This is a genomic window from Sphingomonas sp. HMP9 (assembly GCF_013374115.1).
Taxonomy (GTDB): domain Bacteria; phylum Pseudomonadota; class Alphaproteobacteria; order Sphingomonadales; family Sphingomonadaceae; genus Sphingomonas.
In genome coordinates this window covers 911,593-932,319 of sequence record NZ_AP022673.1, presented here as the reverse complement: position 1 = coordinate 932,319, position 20,727 = coordinate 911,593, and the positions used below count along the sequence as shown (strand labels likewise).

Here is a 20,727-nt window from a genome sequence, read left to right as displayed (position 1 = left end):
ATGACTGAATGGTCCACCGACAACGCAACCGAAACCACGGCCGCTTCGCTATTGCTGAGCAGCATCGTTGCCGAGGTCGGCGGCGGCGCCACCACCGCGCAGCGACGTGCATTCTTCCGCGCGGTCGGCGCACGGATCGCTGCGGCGCATCCGGTCGGCGACGCGCAGGACATCGCGGCGCTCGCCGCGGCGATCAACCGGCTGTGGCGCGAGCATGACTGCGGCGAAGTGCGGTTCGAGCTTGCCGAGGACGGCCTGCTGATTACGCACACCGGCTTTGCCCGGCGATTGGCGCCGGTGCTCGGCGGTGCAACTGAACAGACCCTAAGGCCGTTACTGGAGGGAGCTTATGACGCCTGGTTGCATACGCTCGGCAGCGGCGCCAATCTTACGACGCGCACCCTGTGGTGGAGCGATACGGAGGCACGACTGAAGCATGGACGTTGATCGTCGACACGTCATGGCGGGAATGGCCGGTCTGGCCATCGCCGGATGCAGCAAGGCACGCGCACCGGACGACCGAACACTTACCACAGAAAACGCCGCGGCCGGGAAAAGCACGACCGAGAACAGCGCGGCAATCGAACCAGGGACCCTGCCTGCGACCGGCGCAGCGAACGGCGTGAACTGGGCGGTCTTTAAGCAACGGTTCATGGCCGACGACGGCCGGATCGTCGATAACGGCAATGGCGGCGTCAGCCACAGCGAAGGCCAGAGCTATGGCCTGTTGCTGTCGCAGGCCGCCGGCGACCGCGCTGCATTCGACAAGATTCTTGGCTGGACCGAAGCGAAACTCGCTCGTCCCGACGTTGCGCTCTACGTCTGGCGTTACGACCCGCGTTCCGCCAATCCCGTTGCCGATCGCAACAACGCGACCGATGGCGACCTGCTCATCGCCTATGCGCTGGCGAAGGCGACGAACCGCTGGCGCGATCCCCGCTATGCCGCGCGGTCGCGCGCTATCGTCGAGGCGATATCCACCAGACTCGTCAAGACGGTGGGCGGGCGGATGCTCCTGCTGCCGGGGCTGGACGGGTTCTCGACGGCGGCGCGCACGACGATCAATCCCTGCTACTATGTTTGGCCCGCGCTCGATCTGTTCGCGAAGACCGGCAACGCGGCGGTCTGGCGGCGGGTGATCACCGACGGTGAGGCGTTGATCGCCGCGGCGCGGTTCGGCGCGCACCGCCTGCCGACCGACTGGATCGACGTCTCGAACACCGGCGCGATCGCACCGGCTGCGGACAAGCCGCCACGGTTCGGCTTCGACGCCATCCGCGTGCCGCTGTTCGCCAGCGTGTCGGGCCGGACCGCACTGGTCGAGCCGATTCGAACCTGGTGGCGATCGATGCCCGTGGAACGGATCCCGGCTTGGATCGACGTGGTGTCGGAGCAGTCCGCCGAATACCCGCTGTCCCTGGGTGGTCGCGCGGTAGTGAGCCGCGCGCTCGGTACGCGGGCTCCCGGTACGCTCGCGAGCGACTATTACGCGGCGGCGTTGCAATGCCTCGCCGCGGCGTTCCCCTGATCGTTCGGCTATCGCTTCGCGACAAACAGCAGGACCAGCCGGTCGATCAGGAAGATCACGATCACCGACACCCCCAGAATCGGGAATAGCACCCCTGCGGCGGTCAGGATGGCGACCGCGCCCTTGATCCTCGTAGGGGGCACGCGGGCGGGCGCGGCAAGGCGGCCCTTGGGGCGGCGTTTCCACCACATCACGACGCCGCTGATGACCAGCAGCACGATCGCGATGCAGGTCGTCAGCATCACGAGCTGGTTCGCGAGCCCGAAGTAATTGCCCATGTGTAGCTGGACGCCGAGCTCGATCGCCTTCGCCGCCCAGCCATAATCGGGGTAGCCGACTTCGCGGATCAGCCCGCCGGTCCAGCGATCGAAGTACAGCGTACGCTGCCCCTGCGGCTGATCGGGATAGGTGTAGGCGGTGTAGACGCCGGTCGGGCCGCTTGGCAGGAACAGGCGATAGGCACCGGCGATATGGTGGTCGCGCCTCACGGAGGTTGCGATCCGGTCGATCCCTGCCACTGCCGCGTCGTCGCGGACCGCCATCGTCATCTCGTGGCCCGCATGCCCGGCATGTGCCGCCGTCGCGGCGGTTGTCGGCATCGGCGCGCGTTCCATCGTCCAGGGTGCTTCGCCGAGCGCGGTCTTCATCGACACGCTCACCGGCGTATTCTGCGTGCGGTTCGATGCGGGATAACCGATACCGAGCGCCGCGGTGCCGCGGTTGAGCAGCTCGCCCTGGATACCGGCCCAGGGGAGGCCGGTCAGCAACAGGAACCCGATTAAGGCGACCGACCAGACCCCGATCACCGCGTGCAGGTCGCGCCAGACCAGGCGTCCACTGGCGCTGAGCCGGGGATAGACGATACCGCCAAGCCCGCCGCGTCCTCGCGGCCACCACAGATACAGCCCGGTCACGATCAGGACGAGCGCCCAGCACGCGGCAAGCTCGACGATCCGGTCCCCGACCGTGCCGAGCGTCAGCGATCCGTGTATCGCCTCCGCAAAACCGACGAGCGTGCGGGCATAGATCGTCGCGCCGAGCACATGGCTCGTTCCCGGATCTACTGCCACGCGCAGCGGCTCGCCGTGGTCGGGCGTCACGAAGACGACCGCCGCACGGTCGGGCGCGCCCGGCAGGTCGATGCGCGTCGCTGTCCCCGGATGAGCCTTCAACGCGGCATGGATCATCAGTGACGGCGGCACCTGGACCGCATGGACCGCGACGAAGCGTTGCGCCGGATACAGCGCATCGTCGATCTCGTCGTTGAACAAATAGATCGAGCCGGTGACGGCCAGGATCAGCAGGAAGGGCGCGACGATAAGGCCGGCATAGAAATGCCAACGCCACAGCGCGCGGTAGGCTTTCGGATCGACCGAACTGGTAAATGCCATCTGGGACCCTTGCTCAGAATTGCGTGGAAAGCGCGATTTCGCCGCCGCGTGGCGAGCCGACGTACACGTTGGGCGTCGGGTATCGGAAATACGCGCCGTAGAACGCGTCGGTCAGGGTGCGGCAATGGATCGAGACCGACGCTTGCGCCGTCATCCGATAGCTGATCGACGCATCGACCATTGTATGAAGACACTGGTGGCCGCCTCGCGTGCGGTGCTGCGCGGGCCGTGGTCGATCCGGCGACGTGACGGATCAGCCGAAGCGTCGTGATCGAGCCTGTACGCAGACCGACGGATCAGCCGGCGGGGAAGGGCGGGGGACCTCGCAAAGGGGGTGTAAGATACGGATGCGCAGCGATCGACGCTGCGGTTCTCAAGCGGAAGACGATACCAGTGATAAACGCGATCGCGATCGCGAGTAGTACCGGGTCGGCGGCGGCCATCGACGGTGCGGTCAAGCCGGAGAAAGCACAAGGCATGTCCGCAGCCGAGCGATCCGACTTGTCCGAATGATGCGCCATGCCGTGGATCGTCATGGCGGGTACCATCGCCGTTGGCATCGCCTTGGTTACGCCGATCGGCGCCTGTACCGTGCCGACGCAAATCTCGATCATCACGCCGCTTGCGGAGACGACCGGCATAAATCCTGCGGGTACGAGGATCCGCATTGCCATCGCACAGACGAGCACCCACGTCGCAAAGGTGCGATGTTTAAGTAAAAGGGAACGGACGGTGACCACGCTGGACGACCTACGCACCGATCGCCGCCCTGTCACGTGGACGAACGGTCCTCCCGGCCGGAGACGTTGTCAGGTAAAGGCGGTATGTCAGTCACCGCATGTGGTCATCGGGACAGGAGCGGAGTCGATCTTTACATCGGAGATCGACAGCGCGAGCTTGCCTTCGGTGGCGATCGCAAAGGGTGACGTGACGCGGGTCATGTCGACGCCGCGCTTGGCGAAGCATTGCAGAGGTACGATCACCTGTTGCCAGTTACCGGGCTTTGCCACCGCCAACGCTCTGGTGATCGGCACCATCACCGCCTTGCCATCGTTGCTGACCATGCCAAGCGTAACGGGGCCGCCTGCGGCACGATCGACGCGGACGTCCATCACGAGGCTGAGCTCGCCGTTGCTCTCCCGCGTCAGGTCGAGCGGGCCGGACGCCTCGATACGGGCTTCGGCAAGACCGCCGGTCCAGACGAACGCCCGCGCGTCTTCCTGGCGGCGGCGATCCGCAGCGGAGACGGTCAGGCGCTTGGTCGTGGTCGTCGCGGTGACGCCAAGCAAGCGAACCTTCTGACCCTGCTCGACGAGCGTGATCCCCCAGCCTTCGGGGACACGCCCCTTGCCGAAAATCGTGCCGTTGGACGATGCGGCCATGCCGGCGGGCCGGGTCTCGTCGAGCCGCGGGACGGTGCCCGACTTGGCGTAGCTGAGACCGTAGCCGAACCCGAACAGCGGGTCGTAGCCGGGATCGGAGCGGTTGAGGACGTATTGGTCCGGGCGCTTCGGCCAGGAGAAGCTCAATTTTCCGCGGAAGTCGTTGGCGACGCTGCCGCCCTTCTTGCGAAACACGACGTCGGCCACACCGCCGCCTTCGCTGCCCGGCAGGAACGCCGCGACGAACGCATCGGCGGCGTTGAGTTCGGCGTTCACCCACAGCGGACGACCCGACAGGAACACGGCCACGACCGGCACGCCCTGGGCCTTCAGTTTTCGAAGAAGTTCGAGGTCGGACTTGTCCTCAGGGCTGTATTCCAGGTTCGGGCGATCGCCCTTGAACTCGGCATAGGGCTGTTCGCCGAATACGACGATCGCCGCATCGGGCTTCTTGGCGAAGCTGCCGTCTGCCGACAGCGTCGCGGTGCCGCCCGCTGCCTTGACAGCGCTGTCGATGCCCGACCAGATCGTCTCGGCATTGGGGAAGTTGGCGTTGGTCGTGCCGCTGCCCTGCCACGTCAGCGACCAGCCGCCGGCCTGTTGGGAGATGTTGTCCGCGCCGCCACCGGCGACGAGGATGTTGGCGGAGGGCTTCAGCGGGAGTAGCCCGCCTTCGTTCTTGAGCAGGACCATCGATTCGCGCACTGCACGGCGCGCGATGGCGCGGTGGTCGGCAGCACCGATGAGATCCATCTTGCCGGCCAACGCGCGCGACGACGGACGGCCCCTGTCGAACGTACCGGCGCGGATTTTCACGCGCAGGATGCGGCGGACGGCGTCGTCCAGCCGCGCCGCTGCGATCTCCCCCGATTGCGCCTGCTTCAACGTGTTGTCGTAGAGCGCTTTCCACCCGCTGCCCGAATACATGAACATGTCGAGCCCGGCGTTGATCGCCGCGGCGCAGCTCTCGTTCGTGCAGCCGTCGACCTGGCCATGACCGTTCCAGTCACCGACCACGAAGCCGTCGAAGTGAAGCCTGTCCTTCAGGACGCCGGTCAGCAGGCTCTTGTTGCCGTGCATCTTGGCGCCGTTCCAGCTGGAGAAGCTGGCCATGACCGACTGCGTGCCGGCTTCGATTGCGGCGGGATAGCCACCGAGATGAATGTCGCGCAGGACGGTTTCGGTGATGCGAGCGTCGCCCTGGTCGCGTCCGCCGGTACCACCATCGCCGAGGAAGTGCTTGGTCGTCGCGATGACGCGGTCGGGGGCGAGGAATTCCTTGGTGCCGACCTTGCCCTGGACGCCCTCGATCACCGCGCCGGCATAGTCGGCCTGGATCTGTGGTTCTTCCGAATAGCTCTCGTACGTGCGGCCCCAGCGATCGTCGCGGACGACGGCCAGGGTGGGGGCGAAGGTCCAGTCGATGCCGGCTGCGGCGGTCTCGACCGCGGTGACGTGGCCGATCTCGCGCATCAGGTCGCGGTCGCGCGCAGCGCCGAGGCCGATATTGTGTGGGAAGAGCGTGGCGCCGGGAATGTTGTTGTTGCCGTGGACCGCATCGGTACCCCAGATCACCGGGATCGCCGGGCGGCCGTCGGTGCGCGCCATCGACGCATCGTAGAACGCGTCGGCAAGCTTCAACCACTCGACGGGCGGCGCAAGGTCGTTGCCGCCGGGCCCCGAGTTGCCGCCGTTGAGGATCGAGCCGATCTTGTAGATGCGCAGGTCTGCGGGCGTGATGCTGGCGATGTCGACCTGGATCAGCTGACCGATCTTGTCCGCGACCGTCATGGTTTTCATGATCGCGTCGATCCGCGCCTCGACCTTTGGGTCGCGCAACGGGCGCGCACTGGCTGTTGGCCAGATGCCAGGGTGGGCAATCGCGGATGGTGTAGCTGATGGGGCGGGCGATGCCGGAGGTGATGCTGGTGCCGACCGTGTCGGGACCGGCGCTGCGACCGACTGCAATACAAGCGCGATCGCGAACGGCGATAGACCTCCCGACATGCTACTCTCCCCAATGGCGCGTTATCGCGTTCCAACCCCGGTTGCCCTGATACCCGGTTCGCGGGCGATCGCATCATGCATTTTGCGACCGCGCATTGATTGCCCGAACTTAGGTTTTGCACCCCGATGATACCGGAGCGCGTTTGAGTGCCACCCGCCGTTGCCGCCACCGGCGATGCGTGGTTTTCGCCACTGTCCGGAGTTGCTCATGTCCAAGACCATTATCGCCGACCTGTTTGCCGAGACGCTGCATCTGGCCGGCGTCGAGCGGATCTACGGCGTCGTTGGCGATAGCCTAAACGGCCTGACCGACAGCTTGCGGCGACAGGGCAAGATCGAGTGGATCCACGTTCGCAACGAGGAAGCCGCGGCCTTCGCGGCAGGAGCGGAGGCGCAACTGACGGGCAAGCTGGCGGTATGTGCCGGATCCTGCGGCCCCGGCAACATGCATCTGATCAACGGGCTTTACGACTGCAATCGGACGCGCGTGCCGGTGCTGGCGATCGCGGCGCAGGTGCCGAGCGGCGAGGTCGGTTCCAACTATTTCCAGGAAACGCGACCCGAAGCGCTGTTCCGCGAATGTAGCGTGTATTGCGAGACTATCTCGGACGCGGACCAGATGCCGCGGACGCTGGAGACAGCAATCCGCGCGGCGGTTGGTCACCGCGGAGTATCGGTCGTCGCGATGCCGGGCGATGTCGCGCTGCGGTCGACCACGGGCACGCTGGCACGGTCGAAGGGTGCTCTCTTGCCGCCGCCTTCGGTGACGGTACCAGCGGACGCCGACATCGCCGAACTCGCCGCGCTTTTGAACGGCGCGCAGAAGGTGACGATCCTGGCAGGGCGCGGTTGCCGCACGGCGCATACCGAACTCGTCACGCTTGCAGGAATTTTGCAGGCACCGATCGTGCACGCGCTGGGCGGCAAGGAGTTTGTCGAATACGACAACCCCTATGACGTCGGCATGACGGGGCTGATCGGTTTTTCCAGCGGCTACGACGCGATGATGGCGTGCGACGTGCTGCTGATGCTGGGGACGGATTTCCCGTATCGGCAATTCTATCCGGAGAACGCCAAGGTCGCGCAGATCGACCTGATCCCCGAAAATCTCGGGCGGCGAACGGCGATCGATATCGGGCTGGTCGGCGACGTCGGGGCGACGCTTGCCGCGCTGATCCCGAAATTGACAAGCGGGCGCGACGGCAGCTTCCTGAAAACGGCGCGCGAAAATTATGCGAAGTCGCGCGAGGGGCTGGACGATCTCGCGGACGGAACACCGGGCAGTGGCGTCATTCATCCGCAACATGTCGCACGCGTCCTGAGCGAGCAGGCGGCAGACGATGCCGTGTTCGCCTGCGACGTCGGGACGCCGACGGTATGGGCCGCGCGCTATCTTAAGATGAATGGGCGGCGACGGTTGATCGGATCATTCAACCACGGATCGATGGCCAACGCGTTGCCGCAGGCGATCGGCGTGCAGGCAGCCTACCCTGGGCGGCAGGTGGTGACGCTGTCGGGCGACGGCGGGCTGGCGATGTTGATGGGGGAGTTGCTGACGGTCCGCCAACTCGGCTTGCCGGTGAAGATCATCGTTTTCAACAACGGGACGCTGGGGTTCGTCGAAATGGAGATGAAGGCAGCGGGCCTGGTCGAGACTGGCGTCGCGCTCGACAACCCCGACTTTGCGGCGATGGCGCGGGCGATCGGGCTGCACGGCGTACGCGTCACTGATCCGGGTGACGTCGAAGCGGGTATCCGCGAGGTGCTGGCGCATCCCGGACCGGCGTTGCTCGATGCGGTTACCGCCCGGACCGAATTATCGATGCCGCCGAAGATCACGCTGGAGCAGATGAGGGGCTTCACGCTCTACATGGCGAAGGCGGTCATCAGCGGGCGCGGGGACGAAGTGGTCGAACTGGGCAAGACCAATGTTGGCCTGCTCAAGCGTCTGTTCTGAGCAAGCCGAAATTTGGCGGTGTCAGGTTCGTCAGAGCGAAAGACGGGCCCGCGCCGCACGGTATTCGCGTTCGAGGCGATCGACGCGGTCGGCAACGCTTTCCACCTTGTTCACCGCGCCGATGCCCTGGCCCGAGCCCCAGATGTCCTTCCAAGCCTTCGGCTTCGAACCGTTGCCGCCGCCGAAGTCCATCGTCTTCAGATCGCCCTCGGGAAGGTTGTCGGGGTCCATCCCCGCGGCCTGGATCGACGCGCGCAGGTAATTGCCATGCACGCCGGTGAAGAGGTTGGAATAGATGATGTCGGAGGCCTTGCCTGCAACGATCCCGTCCTTGTACGCTGGGTCCGCATTCGCTTCGGTCGTCGCGATGAACGGCGAGCCGATATAGCCGAAATCGGCGCCCATCGCCTGCGCCGCCAGCACCGCGTCCCCGGTCGCAATCGAGCCCGATAGCGCGAGCGGGCCATCGAACCACTGACGAATTTCCTGGATGATCGCAAACGGCGATAGCCGACCCGCATGACCGCCTGCACCGGCCGCGACCGCGATCAGCCCGTCCGCGCCCTTTTCGATCGCCTTGCGCGCGAAACGGTCGTCGATCACGTCGTGCAGCGTGATGCCACCCCAGCCGTGCACCGCAGTGTTCAGGTCTTCGCGTGCGCCGAGCGAGGTGATGACGATCGGCACCTGCCACTTGGCACAGGTCGCGAGGTCGCTTTCGAGACGGTCGTTCGACTTGTGGACGATCTGGTTGACCGCGAAGGGGGCGGCGGGGCGATCGGGATTGGCGCGGTTGTGGGCGCTCAATTCCTCGGTGATCCGGTGCAGCCATTCGTCGAGCAGCGTCTGCGGACGCGCGTTGAGTGCCGGGAACGACCCGACGATACCCGCCTTGCACTGCGCGATCACCAGTTCCGGTCCGGAAATGATGAACAGGGGTGACCCGATGACGGGGAGTCGCAGGTTTTTTAGAATGGCGGGTACGGTCATGCAGGTTTTCTAGCGCAACCCAATCGTGCGCGCCAGAGCCGGTTTCGCCCTCCATCCGACCGGTGTTCCGGCCGGATGGAGGGCAGGGTATCAGACCATCTTGCCGATCACCTTGTCGAGCGTCAGCGGATATTCGCGGACGCGGACGCCGCACGCATTGTAGACCGCGTTGGCGATCGCTGCGCCGACGCCGCACAGCCCGAGCTCGCCGATGCCCTTGGCCTTCATCGGCGAGGACTTCTCGTCCAGCTCGTCCATGAAGAACACGTCCTGCATCGGAATGTCGGCGTGCGCGGGGACATGATATTCGGCGAGGTCGTGATTGACGAAATAGCCGAAGCGCGTGTCGACGATCGCGTCCTCCATCAACGCCGCGCCGACGCCCATGGTCATTGCACCGATCACCTGGCTGCGCGCCGATTTGGGGTTGAGAATGCGCCCAGCGGCAAATGCACCGCTCATCCGGCGGACGCGGATCTCACTGGTGGCTGCATCGACCCCGACCTCGACGAAATGCGCGCCGAACGTGGCCTGCGCATAGGTCTTGGTCAGATCGCCGAACTCGATCGAGTCCTCGGCGGACAGGCCGGCATCGCCCGCAGCTTCCGACAGCGAGACGCTGCGGTTGCCCGACTTCACCTTGCCGTCCTCGAACACGACATCGTCCGAATTGAAGCCGAGCTTGCGCGCGACCGACTCGCGCAGCGCCATGCATGCCGCATAGACGCCCGCGGTCGAGCTGTTGCCGCCCCACTGGCCACCCGACCCCGACGAGGCCGGGAAGCTGCTGTCGCCTAGCAGCACGATGACCTTGTCCATCGGCACGCCCATCATCTCGGCGACGGTCTGGCCGATGATCGTGTAGCTGCCCGTGCCGATGTCGGTCATGTCGGTGGCGACCGTCACCATGCCCTTCTTGTCGATGCCGACGCGTGCGCCCGACTTCATCGTTACGTTGTCGCGGAACGCCGATGCCATGCCCATGCCGACCAGCCAGCGCCCGTCGCGGACCTGGCCCGGTACGGGATTCCGCTTGTTCCAGCCGAAGCGTTCGGCGCCGGTCTTGAGGCAACCGACCAGATCGCGCTGCGAGAATTGGCGTGACGGCTTTTCCGGATCGACCTGCGTGTCGTTGACGATGCGCAGCTCGACCGGGTCCATCTTTAGCTTCTCGGCCAGCTCGTCCATCGCCGCTTCGAGCGCGAGCAGGCCGACCGCCTCGCCCGGCGCACGCATCGCGTTGCCCTCGGGAAGGTCGAGCACGGCGAGACGCGTCGCGGTCATGCGGTTGGCACCCGCGTACAGCAGACGAGTCGCGTTCGGCGCGGTCTCGGGTCCGCCGCCTGGCAGGTCGCCCGACCAGCTCTCATGCGCGATCGCGGTGATCTTGCCGTCCTTCTGCGCACCAATGCGCAGGCGCTGGATCGTCGCAGGGCGATGCGTGGTGTTGTTCATCACCTGCGGCCGCGCGAGCGTGACCTTGACCGGCCGGCCACCGATCGCCCGCGAACCGAGTGCCGCCATCACCGCGTCGCTGCGGATCCACAGCTTCGACCCGAAGCCACCGCCGACATAGGGCGACATGACGTGGATGTTCTCCTTGGGCATGACCAAGGTCTCGCTCATGTCGCGGACCGCCCAGTTGATCATCTGGTTCGACGTCCACAAGGTCAGCTTGCCGTCCTTCCAGGCCGCGGTCGTCGCATGCGGTTCCATCATCTGATGGCTCTGATCGGGCGTCGTATAGCGCTGGTCGACCTTGACGGCCGCCTTGGCGAACGCGCCCGCGAAATCGCCGACCGCGGTATCGGGGTTGCCGTCCTTGGGCTTCACGGCGGTGCCCTTGGCGGCGGCGAGATCAAAATTGCCCTTCGTCCGGGCATAGTTGACGCGGAGCAGCTTGGCGCCGGCCCGGGCCTGTTCGAACGTCTCGGCGACGACGATCGCGACGGCCTGGTCGTAATGCTGCACGTCGGGGCCGGCGAGCATCCGTGCGGTATGCGCATTGGCCTTGGCGACCGTCCCGGCATTCTGGTAGGTGACGACCGCGAGAACGCCGGGCGCCGCCTTGGCGTCGGCGACGTCGATGCTCTCGATCCGGCCCTTGGCGATCGCCGCGCCGAGGATGTAGCCATAGGCGGCGTTAGGGGCGACGTCGTTGCGCTCATAGGCGTAGTGCGCGGTGCCGGTCGTCTTCAGCTTGCCGTCGATGCGGTCGATCGGCTTGCCGAGCACCTTCATCCGGTCGGTGGGATTGGCGGTTGCGCAGGTATCGAATTTCATGGGCGTCAGGCCTTCGCGTCTTCGAACACGGCGCCGATGGTGCGTTCGACCAACGGCAGCTTGAACGCGTTCTGTGACGTGGTGCGGGCGCCGGCAAGAACCGCCGCTGCGGTGGCCTTGGCCCCATTGGGCATCTGCGCCTCGGCCGCCTCGACCCGCCAGGGCTTGTGCGCGAGGCCGCCAAAGGCGAGCCGCCCACGACCGCCGGGCTGGATCACCGCCGCAACCGAGATCAGCGCGAACGCGTAGGACGCACGATCGCGCACCTTCTGGTAGATATGCGTGCCGCCGATCGGCTTGGGCAACGTCACCGCGGTGATCAGTTCACCCGGCGCCAGCGCCGTCTCGATGTTCGGTGTGGTGCCGGGGAGGCGGTGGAAGTCGGCGATCGGGATCGCACGCGTCGCGCCGGCGGCGTTCACCGTCTCCACGGTCGCGTCGAGCACACGCATCGCGACCGCCATGTCGCTCGGATGCGTGGCGATGCACGCCTCGCTAGTCCCCATGATCGCGAGGTTGCGGTTGAACCCGCCGATCGCGGCGCAACCGCTGCCCGGCTGGCGCTTGTTGCAGGGCTTGGTGGTGTCGTAGAAATAGGGGCAGCGCGTGCGCTGGAGCAGGTTGCCCGCGGTCGTCGCCTTGTTGCGGAGCTGGCCCGACGCACCAGAGACGAGCGCGCGGCTGAGCACGCCGTAGTCCTTGCGCACACGCGCATCAGCGGCGAGATCGGTGTTGCGGACCAGTGCCCCGACTCGCAGGCCGCCGTCGGCGGTCGGCGTGATCTTGTCGAGGCCCAGGCCGTCGACGTCGATCAGATGCTGGGGAGTCTCGATCTGGAGCTTCATCAGGTCGAGCAGGTTGGTGCCGCCGGCGATGAACTTGGCGCCCGGCATGCGGGCCGCGGCGCTCGCGGCCTCCTTGGCCGAGGTGGCGCGCTCGTAGGTAAAGGCCTTCATGCCGTGCGCTCCGTACCTGCGACGTCGTGGATCGCGTCGATGATGTTGGCATAGGCGCCGCAGCGACAGATGTTGCCGCTCATCCGCTCGCGCAGTTCGTCGGTGCTGACCGTCGGCTGCGCGGCGATGTCGCCCGTCACATGGCTGGGGATGCCCGCCTTGATCTCGCCGAGCGTGGCGACCGCCGAGCAGATCTGGCCCGGCGTGCAATAGCCGCACTGATAGCCGTCATGCTTGACGAACGCGGCCTGCATCGCGTGGAGCTTCTCGGGCGTGCCGAGACCTTCGATCGTGGTGATCTCCTCGCCTTCGTGCATCACCGCGAGGGTGAGGCAGCTGTTGATCCGGCGACCCTCGACGATCACCGTGCACGCACCGCACTGGCCGTGATCGCAGCCCTTCTTTGTGCCGGTGAGCTTCAGATTCTCGCGCAGCGCGTCAAGGAGCGTGGTCCGCGTGTCGACATTGATCTTGGTTGCGCGGCCGTTCACCTTGAGCGTGACCGGCATCGTGGGCGGGGCCGGCTGGACGCTGCCCTGCGCCTGGGCCTGCGCGCTGGGTGCCGCGGCCAGCGTGGCTGACGCGACACCGCCGGCAATCACGCCACGGCGCGATACCGGAAAACCTTCATCGTGATGCATATAAACCCCTGTATCTGCTAGCGTAACTCGCGAGGGCGGGCAAAGTTGCGCTGGTGCGCATTTGGTTCCGTGACGTCTCAGTCATCTGGTTTGCGGTAGGGAGTTGTAATGCGGACGATTTCTTCCGGTGTGTCGGTCCGGCTCTATCATCTCGACGATAGCGGGGAGGGTGGGGCGGCGACGACGCTGTTCTATGGGCCTTTGGGGGAGGCGCTGGGGATCGCGGCGCAGCAGGAGGAGGATGTGCAGGCGGGGTTGTATCTTGCGACCGAAAACGACGTCGTCGCGTATCTGGATTTGGAGGGGTAGCTCGCCGATGCGCCGCCGCGGATATCACCACCCCGGCGAAGGCCGGGGCCCAATTGGGGGCGCTTGGTAAAGGCGGCCTGCGCTCCGTTACGACGACCTTTCCAATTGGGCCCCGGCCTTCGCCGGGGTGGTACGGTGGCCGCCTCGGCTCACGTCCCCGGCGTGAAGCCATCATCGCGATCCCGCGGCGTCGGAGAATGCACCTCTGCGCAGATCGACCGAAGCGCGCCCTTCATCCCCTCCTCGAACGTCGGATGATAGAAGGGCAGATCGAGGACTTCGGTTGCGGTCCAGCCGCTCTGGATCGCCCAGGCGATCAGGTGCGCGCTGTGCTCGACCGCAGGCCCCGCCATCGTCGCCCCCGTTAGGCGACCGTCGCGGCGGTCGGCGTAGAAGCGCACCAGCCCGGCGTTGCACGCCTCGACCTTCGCGCGGCCCTGATCGTCATAGGAGGCGGTGCCGATCACGCTGTCGGTGTCGTCGTCCTTGGCGATGTCGCCGATCACCGCGACATTGGGGTGCGTGAAGGTGATTGCGAACGGGACGGAGCGCTTGCCCGGCGTAACCTCGGGATAGCTGGCCGCGTTGCGCCCCGCGATCATGCCCTCCGCCGATGCCTCGTGCAGCACCGCGCGATCATGGTCCGCATCGCCGGCGATGAAGATCGGCGCGCTGCCGCACTGCATCGTGTCGGGGTCGTAGTCGGGCATCCCGTGGTCATCGAGCGCGAGCCCGGTCGTTTCGAGCCCGATGTCCTTGATCCGCGGTGGCCGGCCCGTCGCGACAAGCAGATAGTCGAAGCGCTTGCTGCCCGACGCCGAGCCCGTCCAGGACAGCACGACGCCGTCGCCATCGGGTTCGGCCTTTAGCTCAACACCGAGCAGGACCGGCATCTCGCGCGACAAAATTGCGTGATACGCTTCGGCGACATGGGGATCCTTCAGCCCACCGATCGTCTCGCCCATGTCGAACACCATTGTCTCGACACCGAGCCGCGCCATCGCCTGCGCAAGTTCGAGCCCGAGCGCGCCTGCGCCGACCACGCCGATCGAGCCGGGCAGGTTCTCCAGCTCGAAGACGCTCTCGTTGGTCAGCACGCGGTTACGTACGGCATCGAACATGTCAGGGATCGCCGGACTCGACCCGGTCGCGATCACGACGGATTTCGCATGGACCTGACGCCCGTCGCTGAGGGCCAGGATCGTCGCGCCTGCGAATTTTGCGCGTGCCTCGATCTTCACCGCGTCGGGCAATTTGTCGATCGACGTTTCGACCCCGGCGACGAACGCATCGCGCTCCTTGCGGACCCGCGCCATCACCGCGACGCCGTCGACCTTGGCTGATGCCTCGACCCCGAAGACCTTGGCCTGGTCGACCGCGTGCGTCGCATTGCCGGCCGCGATCAACAGCTTGGAGGGCATACATCCCACGCTGGCGCAGGTCGTGCCGCCAAAGCCTTCGTCGATCAGTAGCGTCTTGGCGCCGTTGCGGCGCGCGCTGCGTTCGGCGGCAAGGCCGGCGGTGCCCGCGCCGATGATCGCAACGTCGCAGGTCAGGTTCGTCATATGTCTCTCCGCCACCGGAGAAGCCGGGGGATATCGCGAGGAAACCTTCAACCGCGGCCAGCCGTTCCGCACCGCAGGATAATGTATATCAAGGAACCCGCGATGATAACGCTACACCACCTGAATTACTCGCGGTCGATCCGTGTCCTCTGGCTGCTCGAAGAGCTCGGCATCGAGTACGACCTCGTCAAATACGAGCGTGACGCGAACTTCCGGGCACCGCCCGAGTTGAAGGCGATCCATCCGCTCGGAAAGGCCCCCGTGCTAGTCGACGGCGACCTGACGCTCGCCGAGAGCGCGCCGATTCTGTCATACATCGACGAGCGCTACGGCGATCGGCGTTTCTCGCCGCCGGTCAATAGCGACGCCGCGGCCATCCACGACGAATGGCTTCAGTACGTCGAGAGCTCCGCGGCGCTGCCGATCATGATGACGATGTTCGGCAAGCGGATGGGCGGCCTGCCCGACGGCCTGACCAAGTTCACCGGCCCCGAAGTGACCAAGACGCTCGACTATATCAGCGCGGGCGTTGGCGATGGCCCCTATCTAATGGGCGAGCAGCTCATGCTGGCGGACATCCAGATGTGCTACATGCTGGCGATCGCTGAGAGCACGGGCTTGCTCACCGAGCATCCCCAGGTTGCAGCCTATCTCGACCGCCTGCGCACGCGCCCGGCGTTCATTGCTGCGACCGAGATCGGCGGGCCGCTGATGGCGCCGCGCCGCTGATCGCGGCGTCGGGGGATGACGATCCTTATCCCCCGAAGCTGCGCCCGCCAAAGCCGCCGCCGAAGCCACCGCGCGAGATGACCGAACTGCGCGACTGAACGCGGGCAGGAGCTCTTGCGGTAGTTGGTGTGAACGCATCCGAGCCTACGCGGGTTCGCCCGGTGACATAGTCACGGTTGATCCGTCCGCCCGCACCACCGTAATAATTGCCGTCGCGGTCGCGGTACATCGGCGCGCCACGGTTGCCGAAGCCGCCGTTGAGCGCCTGTCCGACCAGGAATCCCGTCAGCAGCGGCGTGAAGAAGCTGCCGCCGTTGCCGTTGTTGCGCGGTTCGCACTGCGCGGCACCATATTGCTCTTCACAGGTCTGCCTGTCCTGAAATCGTGGTGCGGTTTTCGCCGCGTCGGCCTTGGCCTGCTCGAACGCGGTGTCGCACTGCACTGCCGACAGCGCACCCGCTGCGCGACATTCCTGCACCGACGCATAGCTCTGCGCCTCGACCGGCTTGCCGCCGACATCGCCGTCGCACGCCGTCAGCGAGATACCCGAGCCTGCGATCAGGCTGGTGAGAACGATCGATCTGGAACGCTTCATCGCTATGCCCCTCAGTTCGTCATGCAGGCGGCATTGAGGATGCCGACGCACAGCGAGATGCTTGCCATATAGGTTGCAGCGGCGATTTCGCCGCGGACGATACGCTCGTTGAAATCGCGCATCACGAAATGCTGCACGATCAGGAACGTTACGATCTGGATCACGCCCGCAAGCAGCGCCCACACCGCGAACTCGATCAGCGTAACGGTATGCGTCAACGCCGACGCCAGCGGCAGGACATAGCCGAGCAAGGCGGCACCAAGCGTGATCGCAGCGGCAGTATTGCCTTCGCGGATCAGAGACTTTTCATGATACGGCGTCGCCACCTGATAGACGATCTTGAACACGATGGTGAACGCCCCCGCCGCGACGAACGCGATCAGGAAGGCAAGCGCGCTGGCGCCGAAGCTGTATTGGTCGATCATGCTGGTTCCCCCGAAGCCGTCAGCGACAGACGCTAGGCGCGGAACTCGCCGAGTTCCAGTGCCACGCCCAGCATGATCTCGAAAGATACCTCGCCGGACTCGGTTTCCATGTCGATCGCAAGCAGCAGTTCGCGGCCGTCGTCCCCTGGCAGGTCGCGGCTGAACAGCATGCAGGTCTGGAAGATGCGGCGGTCGACGATCCCGTCGCGGTCGTCGTGCAGTTCTTCCCAGAACGTCACCGGCTCCTGCTCGCTCGCGTCTGGGCCGAACCAGGACCTGCCATACTCGGGCAGCCCCTTTGCCGTGAAGGTGCGCGCCTTGAGGCGGCTTTTCCATGCGGGACGCTCGGCGGCGGACGACGGGTAGGCGCTGTCCCAAGGCGCGAACAGCGTGACGTCGGTCACGTCCTGCCCGGCGCGGTCGTTCGACACCGCCTGGAACATGATGTCGTCGTCGGTATAAAATCGGTGGACGAAGCCGCCTTCGTTGAGGTCGATCAGCCCCTGCGCGACGATCACCAGCGTATCGCGGTCGAAGGGGAACAGCAGTTCGTCGCCGAACCGGCGCCAGGCGAGCGGGTCGACCGTCACCGTGCGTCCCAGCGTGACGTTGCGGACGACGGGCAGCGCGTTGCCGTCAAGCGCTGGCTTGCGGCCGAACAGGCGATCGAACATGCAATCCTCACGTTGGTTTGTTGGCTTTCAGCATAGGCCGATCTGCACGGGTTCGCCAACGGTCATAGACGACTCCGACACAACTCCGTCATCCTGACGAAAGTCAGGATCCAGAGCCAAACAGTGCGTCGCCTCGTCACCCTGGATCCTGACTTCCGTCAGGATGACGTAAGAAGGGGGGAAGCATGGCGGAGGGAGGGTGGCAGGCGCTTGTGAATGTCCTATGTGTGCGCCACGCGACAAGCACGGGAGTTCTTGCATTGACCGAAATCTGGACCGTCCGCAGCCTGAAGGCGGCGCTCGATACGTCCGAGCCTGCCAAGGCTGGCGAGTTTTCCGCGCGGATCCTGGAAGGCGCGGACCCGGTATTGCTGGTGACGATGCACCAGCACGGCGATCTCGAGCTGTTCGTCAACGTCAGCGAGGCGCAGATCGCGTGTTCGACCTTGCTCTGGCCGTGCGACGAGCAGGAGGACCAGTTGGCGTTCAACACCTTCCTGCTGAAGTCGCAGAAGCTGGTGCCGCTGTCGAACTTCGGGATCGGCACCGTCGACGGCCGCGATTATTACGAGCTGTTCGGCGAACTGGCGACGTCGAGCCGGCTCGATACCGTGATCATCGAACTGCGCACGCTTGCCGAGAACGCGATCGATGCGGCCACCGACCTGCGCCACGCGCAGATTCCCGCCGCCTGAACTAGATACAAACGGAGAGACTGGCATGGCCATCTGGAGCAAGCTTTTCACCCTCGGTCGTGCCGGCGCGCACGAAGCGGGCGCGGCGGTCGTCGACGCGAACGCGCTCCGCATCCTCGATCAGGAAATTCGCGATGCGGACAAGGCGCAGGGGAAAGCGCGTGATGATCTCGCCGGGCTCGTCGCGCGCCGCCGGATCCTCGAGACCGAGGTCGAGAGCTTCCGTGCGCAGGCAGCCAAGTACGAGGCATCGGCGCGCATCGCGGTCGAGAAAGGTAATATGGATCTCGCGCGCCAGGTCGCGCAGCGGATCGCCGATCTCGAACAGGATATCGCGCTGAAGAGCCCGCAGGTCGAGGACATGCGCGCCGCCGAAGAGCAGATCCATACCGCCGTCGCGCAGACCGACCGCAAGATCGAGCAGCTCCGCCGCGAGGTCGAGGTCGTGAAGGTCAACGAGTCGGTGCAGAAGGCGCAGGCCTCGGTCGCGTCGGGCAGCATGGGGGCGGGCAACAAGCTCGGTTCGGCCGCCGACAGCCTCGCACGGATCCGCGAACGCCAGGCGATCCGTGGCGAGCGGATCAAGGCCGCGGGCGAACTGGAAGACCGTCGTACCGGCGCCGATCTCGACGAGAAGCTGCGGCTTGCGGGTATCGGCCCTGGCCAGTCGTCGGCGGACGACGTGCTTGCGCGCCTGACCGCGCCGAAGACGCCGGAACTCGGTCAGACGCTGCAGATCGGCCAGCGCGACGATAGCAAGGACAGCTGATGCGCCGGATCGCGGTCGACCCGCGTAGCGACTGGCGTGAGCGGGCGGACGCGATCGGGTTCGTCTATCACGACACCGACGGCGAGCCTTATTGGGACGAGGGCGCGGCCTATGCCTTCACGCTGGCGGAGATCGAGGACGATCTCGAGCCCGTCTCGGAACAGCTGCACGCGATGTGCCTAGATCTCGTCGACGAGGTTGTCCGCGACCAGCAGCTGATGGAACGTCTGGCCATCCCGCGCGAGCAGTGGAACTACGTCGCCGAGACGTGGCGGACACGCCAGCCGTCACTCTATGGGCGGTTCGACTTCGCCTATGACGGGACGGGTCCGGCCAAGCTTTACGAATATAACGCCGACACGCCGACCTCCGTGTTCGAATGCGCGACGTTCCAGTGGATGTGGCTGGAGGATCTGCTCGCGAGCGGCAAGCTGCCGGCGGGGACGGACCAGTTCAACAGCCTGTTCGACAAACTGCGCGAGCGGTTCCGTGCGCTGTTCCCGAGCGGTGGGTTCGTCCATTTCGCCGCGGATGCGTCGGCGATCGAGGACCGCCAGACGGTGCGGTTCTTCGAGGATCTGGCGAGCCAGGTCGGGATCGAGCCCAAGTTCGTCGAGATGAAGGACATTGGGCTCGCTGCCGATGGCCGCTTCGTCGATACCGACGGCTATGAGGTGCAGGCGGCGTTCAAGCTGTACCCGTGGGAGTTCATGCTGCGCGAGCCTTATGCGCCGAACCTGTCGCGCGCCGACGTGCGCTGGATCGAGCCGGCGTGGAAGTCGATCCTGTCGAACAAGGGCATCCTGCCGCTGTTGTGGGAGCGGCATCCCGGGCATCCCAACCTGCTGCCGGCGTTTTTCGACGACGATCCCGCAGCGCAGATCCTGGGTCCCAAATATGTGCGGAAACCGCTGTTCTCGCGCGAGGGTGCCAATGTCGAGGTGATCGGGGACGCAGCGCATGCGGTGCTCGATCAGGGCTATGGCGCCGAGGGTGCGATCCGGCAGGCCTATGCGCCGCCGCCGGTGTTCGACGGGCGGCATCCGGTGATCGGCGCGTGGATGGTTGGCAACGAAGCCGCGGGGATCGGCGTTCGGGAAGATGATACGGTGGTGACGCGCAATCTCGCGCGGTTCGTGCCGCATATCATCGAGGCCTAGTATGAGCGACGTGCGCGAACTCCCCCCCTTGCCGCCGATCGAGCGGCTCATCGAATTGCTGTTCGATGCCGCGCGGACGGGGCGGGACGAAATGATCCCCGCCTTGTTGCAGGCGGGGGTCGATATCGAGGTGACCGATCAGAAGGGCTACACGCCGCTCGTGATCGCGAGCTATAACGGCCAGCCCGGCGCCACCGCGGCTTTGCTCGCGGCAGGCGCGCAGGTCGACGGCGCGGCGGATGCGCGCGGCAATACCGCGCTGATGGGCGTCTGCTTCAAGGGCTATGCCGAGATCGCGCAGATCCTGCTCGACGCGGGTGCGGACGTGAACCGCCGCAACGGTGTCGGCCAGACCGCGCTGATGATGGCGGCGCTGGTGAACAAGACGGCGATCATCGACCTGCTGCTGCAGCATGGCGCGGACGCATCGGTTGCGGATGCTGCGGGCAACACCGTGCACTCGCTGGCGCTGTCGCAGGGCAATACAGCGTTGGCCGCGCGATTTGCTGACCCTAGTCCGTCATCCTGACGAAAGTCAGGATCCAGGGTAACGCGCGCTACGTCCTTGGCTCTGGATCCTGACGTTCGTCAGGATGACGGGAGGGGGGCTGGTGGTCGTCAGAGCCGTGCGTCTTGGGCAGCACCGCGCCCACATGGGTTTTGCCGCGGGC

21 protein-coding genes are annotated in these 20,727 nt (G+C 65.7%); 9 read left to right on the top strand and 12 right to left on the bottom strand.

Features of this window, described 5'->3' with window-relative positions; genetic code table 11:
* Complete coding sequence (gene bcsD, locus HMP09_RS04025) at positions 1–447, top strand: cellulose biosynthesis protein BcsD (protein ID WP_176499293.1); 447 nt, start codon at positions 1–3, stop codon at positions 445–447.
* The gene (locus tag HMP09_RS04020) at positions 437–1,528 is read left to right on the top strand and encodes a glycosyl hydrolase family 8 (protein WP_232090654.1); all 1,092 of its coding nucleotides are present in this window, start codon (positions 437–439) and stop codon (positions 1,526–1,528) included. Before bcsD ends, HMP09_RS04020 begins: the two co-directional genes overlap by 11 nt.
* 8 nt (positions 1,529–1,536) lie before the next feature.
* Here the strand turns inward: HMP09_RS04020 and HMP09_RS04015 are convergent, their stop codons facing one another.
* The 4 genes from HMP09_RS04015 to HMP09_RS04000 form a co-directional block, all read right to left on the bottom strand.
* A complete protein-coding gene (locus tag HMP09_RS04015) occupies positions 1,537–2,919 on the bottom strand; it encodes a PepSY-associated TM helix domain-containing protein (protein ID WP_176499292.1) in 1,383 nt (460 codons plus the stop codon).
* Between the two features lie 13 nt (positions 2,920–2,932).
* Positions 2,933–3,073 (bottom strand): hypothetical protein, encoded by a 141-nt coding sequence (locus HMP09_RS04010; protein ID WP_176499291.1) that lies wholly within the window; start codon positions 3,071–3,073, stop codon positions 2,933–2,935.
* A gap of 142 nt (positions 3,074–3,215) precedes the next feature.
* A complete protein-coding gene (locus tag HMP09_RS04005; RefSeq protein ID WP_232090653.1) occupies positions 3,216–3,587 on the bottom strand; it encodes a hypothetical protein in 372 nt (123 codons plus the stop codon).
* A 159-nt stretch (positions 3,588–3,746) separates the two neighbouring features.
* Entirely contained in the window at positions 3,747–6,308 is a 2,562-nt protein-coding gene (locus tag HMP09_RS04000) for a glycoside hydrolase family 3 protein (RefSeq protein WP_176499289.1), read from the bottom strand.
* A gap of 208 nt (positions 6,309–6,516) precedes the next feature.
* On the opposite strand from HMP09_RS04000, the gene poxB reads away from it, so the two are divergent.
* The gene (poxB, locus tag HMP09_RS03995; RefSeq protein WP_176499288.1) at positions 6,517–8,265 is read left to right on the top strand and encodes a ubiquinone-dependent pyruvate dehydrogenase; all 1,749 of its coding nucleotides are present in this window, start codon (positions 6,517–6,519) and stop codon (positions 8,263–8,265) included.
* 30 nt (positions 8,266–8,295) lie between these two features.
* Here poxB and HMP09_RS03990 read toward each other — a convergent pair whose 3' ends face one another.
* The 4 genes from HMP09_RS03990 to paoA form a co-directional block, all read right to left on the bottom strand.
* Entirely contained in the window at positions 8,296–9,255 is a 960-nt protein-coding gene (locus tag HMP09_RS03990; protein WP_176499287.1) for an NAD(P)H-dependent flavin oxidoreductase, read from the bottom strand.
* A 90-nt stretch (positions 9,256–9,345) separates the two neighbouring features.
* Positions 9,346–11,538, bottom strand: coding sequence for an aldehyde oxidoreductase molybdenum-binding subunit PaoC (paoC, locus tag HMP09_RS03985; protein ID WP_176499286.1), 2,193 nt, complete (start codon positions 11,536–11,538; stop codon positions 9,346–9,348).
* 5 nt (positions 11,539–11,543) lie between these two features.
* Positions 11,544–12,494 (bottom strand): FAD binding domain-containing protein, encoded by a 951-nt coding sequence (locus HMP09_RS03980; RefSeq protein WP_176499285.1) that lies wholly within the window; start codon positions 12,492–12,494, stop codon positions 11,544–11,546.
* Positions 12,491–13,135, bottom strand: coding sequence for an aldehyde dehydrogenase iron-sulfur subunit PaoA (gene paoA / locus HMP09_RS03975; RefSeq protein WP_176499284.1), 645 nt, complete (start codon positions 13,133–13,135; stop codon positions 12,491–12,493). The genes HMP09_RS03980 and paoA overlap by 4 nt, the downstream gene beginning before the upstream one ends.
* A 108-nt stretch (positions 13,136–13,243) precedes the next feature.
* Here paoA and HMP09_RS03970 point away from each other — a divergent pair, with 108 nt between their 5' ends.
* The gene (locus HMP09_RS03970) at positions 13,244–13,444 is read left to right on the top strand and encodes a hypothetical protein (RefSeq protein ID WP_176499283.1); all 201 of its coding nucleotides are present in this window, start codon (positions 13,244–13,246) and stop codon (positions 13,442–13,444) included.
* A gap of 149 nt (positions 13,445–13,593) precedes the next feature.
* Here the strand turns inward: HMP09_RS03970 and HMP09_RS03965 are convergent, their stop codons facing one another.
* Positions 13,594–15,009, bottom strand: a complete 1,416-nt coding sequence (locus HMP09_RS03965; protein ID WP_176499282.1) for a dihydrolipoyl dehydrogenase — start codon at positions 15,007–15,009, stop codon at positions 13,594–13,596.
* Between the two features lie 102 nt (positions 15,010–15,111).
* Between HMP09_RS03965 and HMP09_RS03960 the strand changes: the two genes are divergently transcribed.
* Complete coding sequence (locus HMP09_RS03960) at positions 15,112–15,738, top strand: glutathione S-transferase family protein (protein ID WP_176499281.1); 627 nt, start codon at positions 15,112–15,114, stop codon at positions 15,736–15,738.
* A 25-nt stretch (positions 15,739–15,763) separates the two neighbouring features.
* On the opposite strand, the gene HMP09_RS03955 is transcribed toward HMP09_RS03960, so the two are convergent.
* From HMP09_RS03955 to HMP09_RS03945, 3 genes are read right to left on the bottom strand one after another with little or no spacing between them, the layout of a single operon-like run.
* The gene (locus HMP09_RS03955) at positions 15,764–16,333 is read right to left on the bottom strand and encodes a DUF1190 domain-containing protein (protein ID WP_107953207.1); all 570 of its coding nucleotides are present in this window, start codon (positions 16,331–16,333) and stop codon (positions 15,764–15,766) included.
* An 11-nt stretch (positions 16,334–16,344) separates the two neighbouring features.
* Positions 16,345–16,758, bottom strand: coding sequence for a DUF350 domain-containing protein (locus tag HMP09_RS03950; RefSeq protein ID WP_176499280.1), 414 nt, complete (start codon positions 16,756–16,758; stop codon positions 16,345–16,347).
* A gap of 32 nt (positions 16,759–16,790) precedes the next feature.
* Entirely contained in the window at positions 16,791–17,432 is a 642-nt protein-coding gene (locus tag HMP09_RS03945; protein ID WP_176499279.1) for a DUF2491 family protein, read from the bottom strand.
* A gap of 260 nt (positions 17,433–17,692) precedes the next feature.
* On the opposite strand from HMP09_RS03945, the gene HMP09_RS03940 reads away from it, so the two are divergent.
* From HMP09_RS03940 to HMP09_RS03925, 4 genes are read left to right on the top strand one after another with little or no spacing between them, the layout of a single operon-like run.
* Entirely contained in the window at positions 17,693–18,127 is a 435-nt protein-coding gene (locus HMP09_RS03940) for a YjfI family protein (RefSeq protein ID WP_197942455.1), read from the top strand.
* Positions 18,128–18,152: 25 nt separating this feature from the next.
* Positions 18,153–18,896 carry a PspA/IM30 family protein gene (locus HMP09_RS03935; protein WP_176499277.1) on the top strand — a complete coding sequence of 248 codons (744 nt, stop codon included), beginning with the start codon at positions 18,153–18,155 and terminating at the stop codon, positions 18,894–18,896.
* Positions 18,896–20,056, top strand: a complete 1,161-nt coding sequence (locus tag HMP09_RS03930; protein ID WP_176499276.1) for a glutathionylspermidine synthase family protein — start codon at positions 18,896–18,898, stop codon at positions 20,054–20,056. Before HMP09_RS03935 ends, HMP09_RS03930 begins: the two co-directional genes overlap by 1 nt.
* 1 nt (position 20,057) lies before the next feature.
* Positions 20,058–20,585 carry an ankyrin repeat domain-containing protein gene (locus tag HMP09_RS03925; RefSeq protein ID WP_176499275.1) on the top strand — a complete coding sequence of 176 codons (528 nt, stop codon included), beginning with the start codon at positions 20,058–20,060 and terminating at the stop codon, positions 20,583–20,585.
* The last annotated feature ends 142 nt before the right edge of the window (positions 20,586–20,727 follow it).

What these genes read in the sequence shown, in the direction of transcription:
- HMP09_RS03935 (WP_176499277.1), top strand. Translation starts at nt 18,153, where the DNA reads ATGGCCATCTGGAGCAAGCTTTTCACCCTCGGTCGTGCCGGCGCGCAC.
- HMP09_RS04010 (WP_176499291.1), bottom strand. Translation starts at nt 3,073, where the DNA reads ATGACGGCGCAAGCGTCGGTCTCGATCCATTGCCGCACCCTGACCGAC.
- bcsD (WP_176499293.1), top strand. Translation starts at nt 1, where the DNA reads ATGACTGAATGGTCCACCGACAACGCAACCGAAACCACGGCCGCTTCG.
- poxB (WP_176499288.1), top strand. Translation starts at nt 6,517, where the DNA reads ATGTCCAAGACCATTATCGCCGACCTGTTTGCCGAGACGCTGCATCTG.
- HMP09_RS03930 (WP_176499276.1), top strand. Translation starts at nt 18,896, where the DNA reads ATGCGCCGGATCGCGGTCGACCCGCGTAGCGACTGGCGTGAGCGGGCG.
- HMP09_RS04005 (WP_232090653.1), bottom strand. Translation starts at nt 3,587, where the DNA reads ATGCGGATCCTCGTACCCGCAGGATTTATGCCGGTCGTCTCCGCAAGC.
- HMP09_RS03990 (WP_176499287.1), bottom strand. Translation starts at nt 9,255, where the DNA reads ATGACCGTACCCGCCATTCTAAAAAACCTGCGACTCCCCGTCATCGGG.
- HMP09_RS04015 (WP_176499292.1), bottom strand. Translation starts at nt 2,919, where the DNA reads ATGGCATTTACCAGTTCGGTCGATCCGAAAGCCTACCGCGCGCTGTGG.
- HMP09_RS03955 (WP_107953207.1), bottom strand. Translation starts at nt 16,333, where the DNA reads ATGAAGCGTTCCAGATCGATCGTTCTCACCAGCCTGATCGCAGGCTCG.
- HMP09_RS03925 (WP_176499275.1), top strand. Translation starts at nt 20,058, where the DNA reads ATGAGCGACGTGCGCGAACTCCCCCCCTTGCCGCCGATCGAGCGGCTC.
- paoC (WP_176499286.1), bottom strand. Translation starts at nt 11,538, where the DNA reads ATGAAATTCGATACCTGCGCAACCGCCAATCCCACCGACCGGATGAAG.
- HMP09_RS03965 (WP_176499282.1), bottom strand. Translation starts at nt 15,009, where the DNA reads ATGACGAACCTGACCTGCGACGTTGCGATCATCGGCGCGGGCACCGCC.
- HMP09_RS04000 (WP_176499289.1), bottom strand. Translation starts at nt 6,308, where the DNA reads ATGTCGGGAGGTCTATCGCCGTTCGCGATCGCGCTTGTATTGCAGTCG.
- HMP09_RS03950 (WP_176499280.1), bottom strand. Translation starts at nt 16,758, where the DNA reads ATGATCGACCAATACAGCTTCGGCGCCAGCGCGCTTGCCTTCCTGATC.
- HMP09_RS04020 (WP_232090654.1), top strand. Translation starts at nt 437, where the DNA reads ATGGACGTTGATCGTCGACACGTCATGGCGGGAATGGCCGGTCTGGCC.
- HMP09_RS03970 (WP_176499283.1), top strand. Translation starts at nt 13,244, where the DNA reads ATGCGGACGATTTCTTCCGGTGTGTCGGTCCGGCTCTATCATCTCGAC.
- paoA (WP_176499284.1), bottom strand. Translation starts at nt 13,135, where the DNA reads ATGCATCACGATGAAGGTTTTCCGGTATCGCGCCGTGGCGTGATTGCC.
- HMP09_RS03980 (WP_176499285.1), bottom strand. Translation starts at nt 12,494, where the DNA reads ATGAAGGCCTTTACCTACGAGCGCGCCACCTCGGCCAAGGAGGCCGCG.
- HMP09_RS03945 (WP_176499279.1), bottom strand. Translation starts at nt 17,432, where the DNA reads ATGTTCGATCGCCTGTTCGGCCGCAAGCCAGCGCTTGACGGCAACGCG.
- HMP09_RS03960 (WP_176499281.1), top strand. Translation starts at nt 15,112, where the DNA reads ATGATAACGCTACACCACCTGAATTACTCGCGGTCGATCCGTGTCCTC.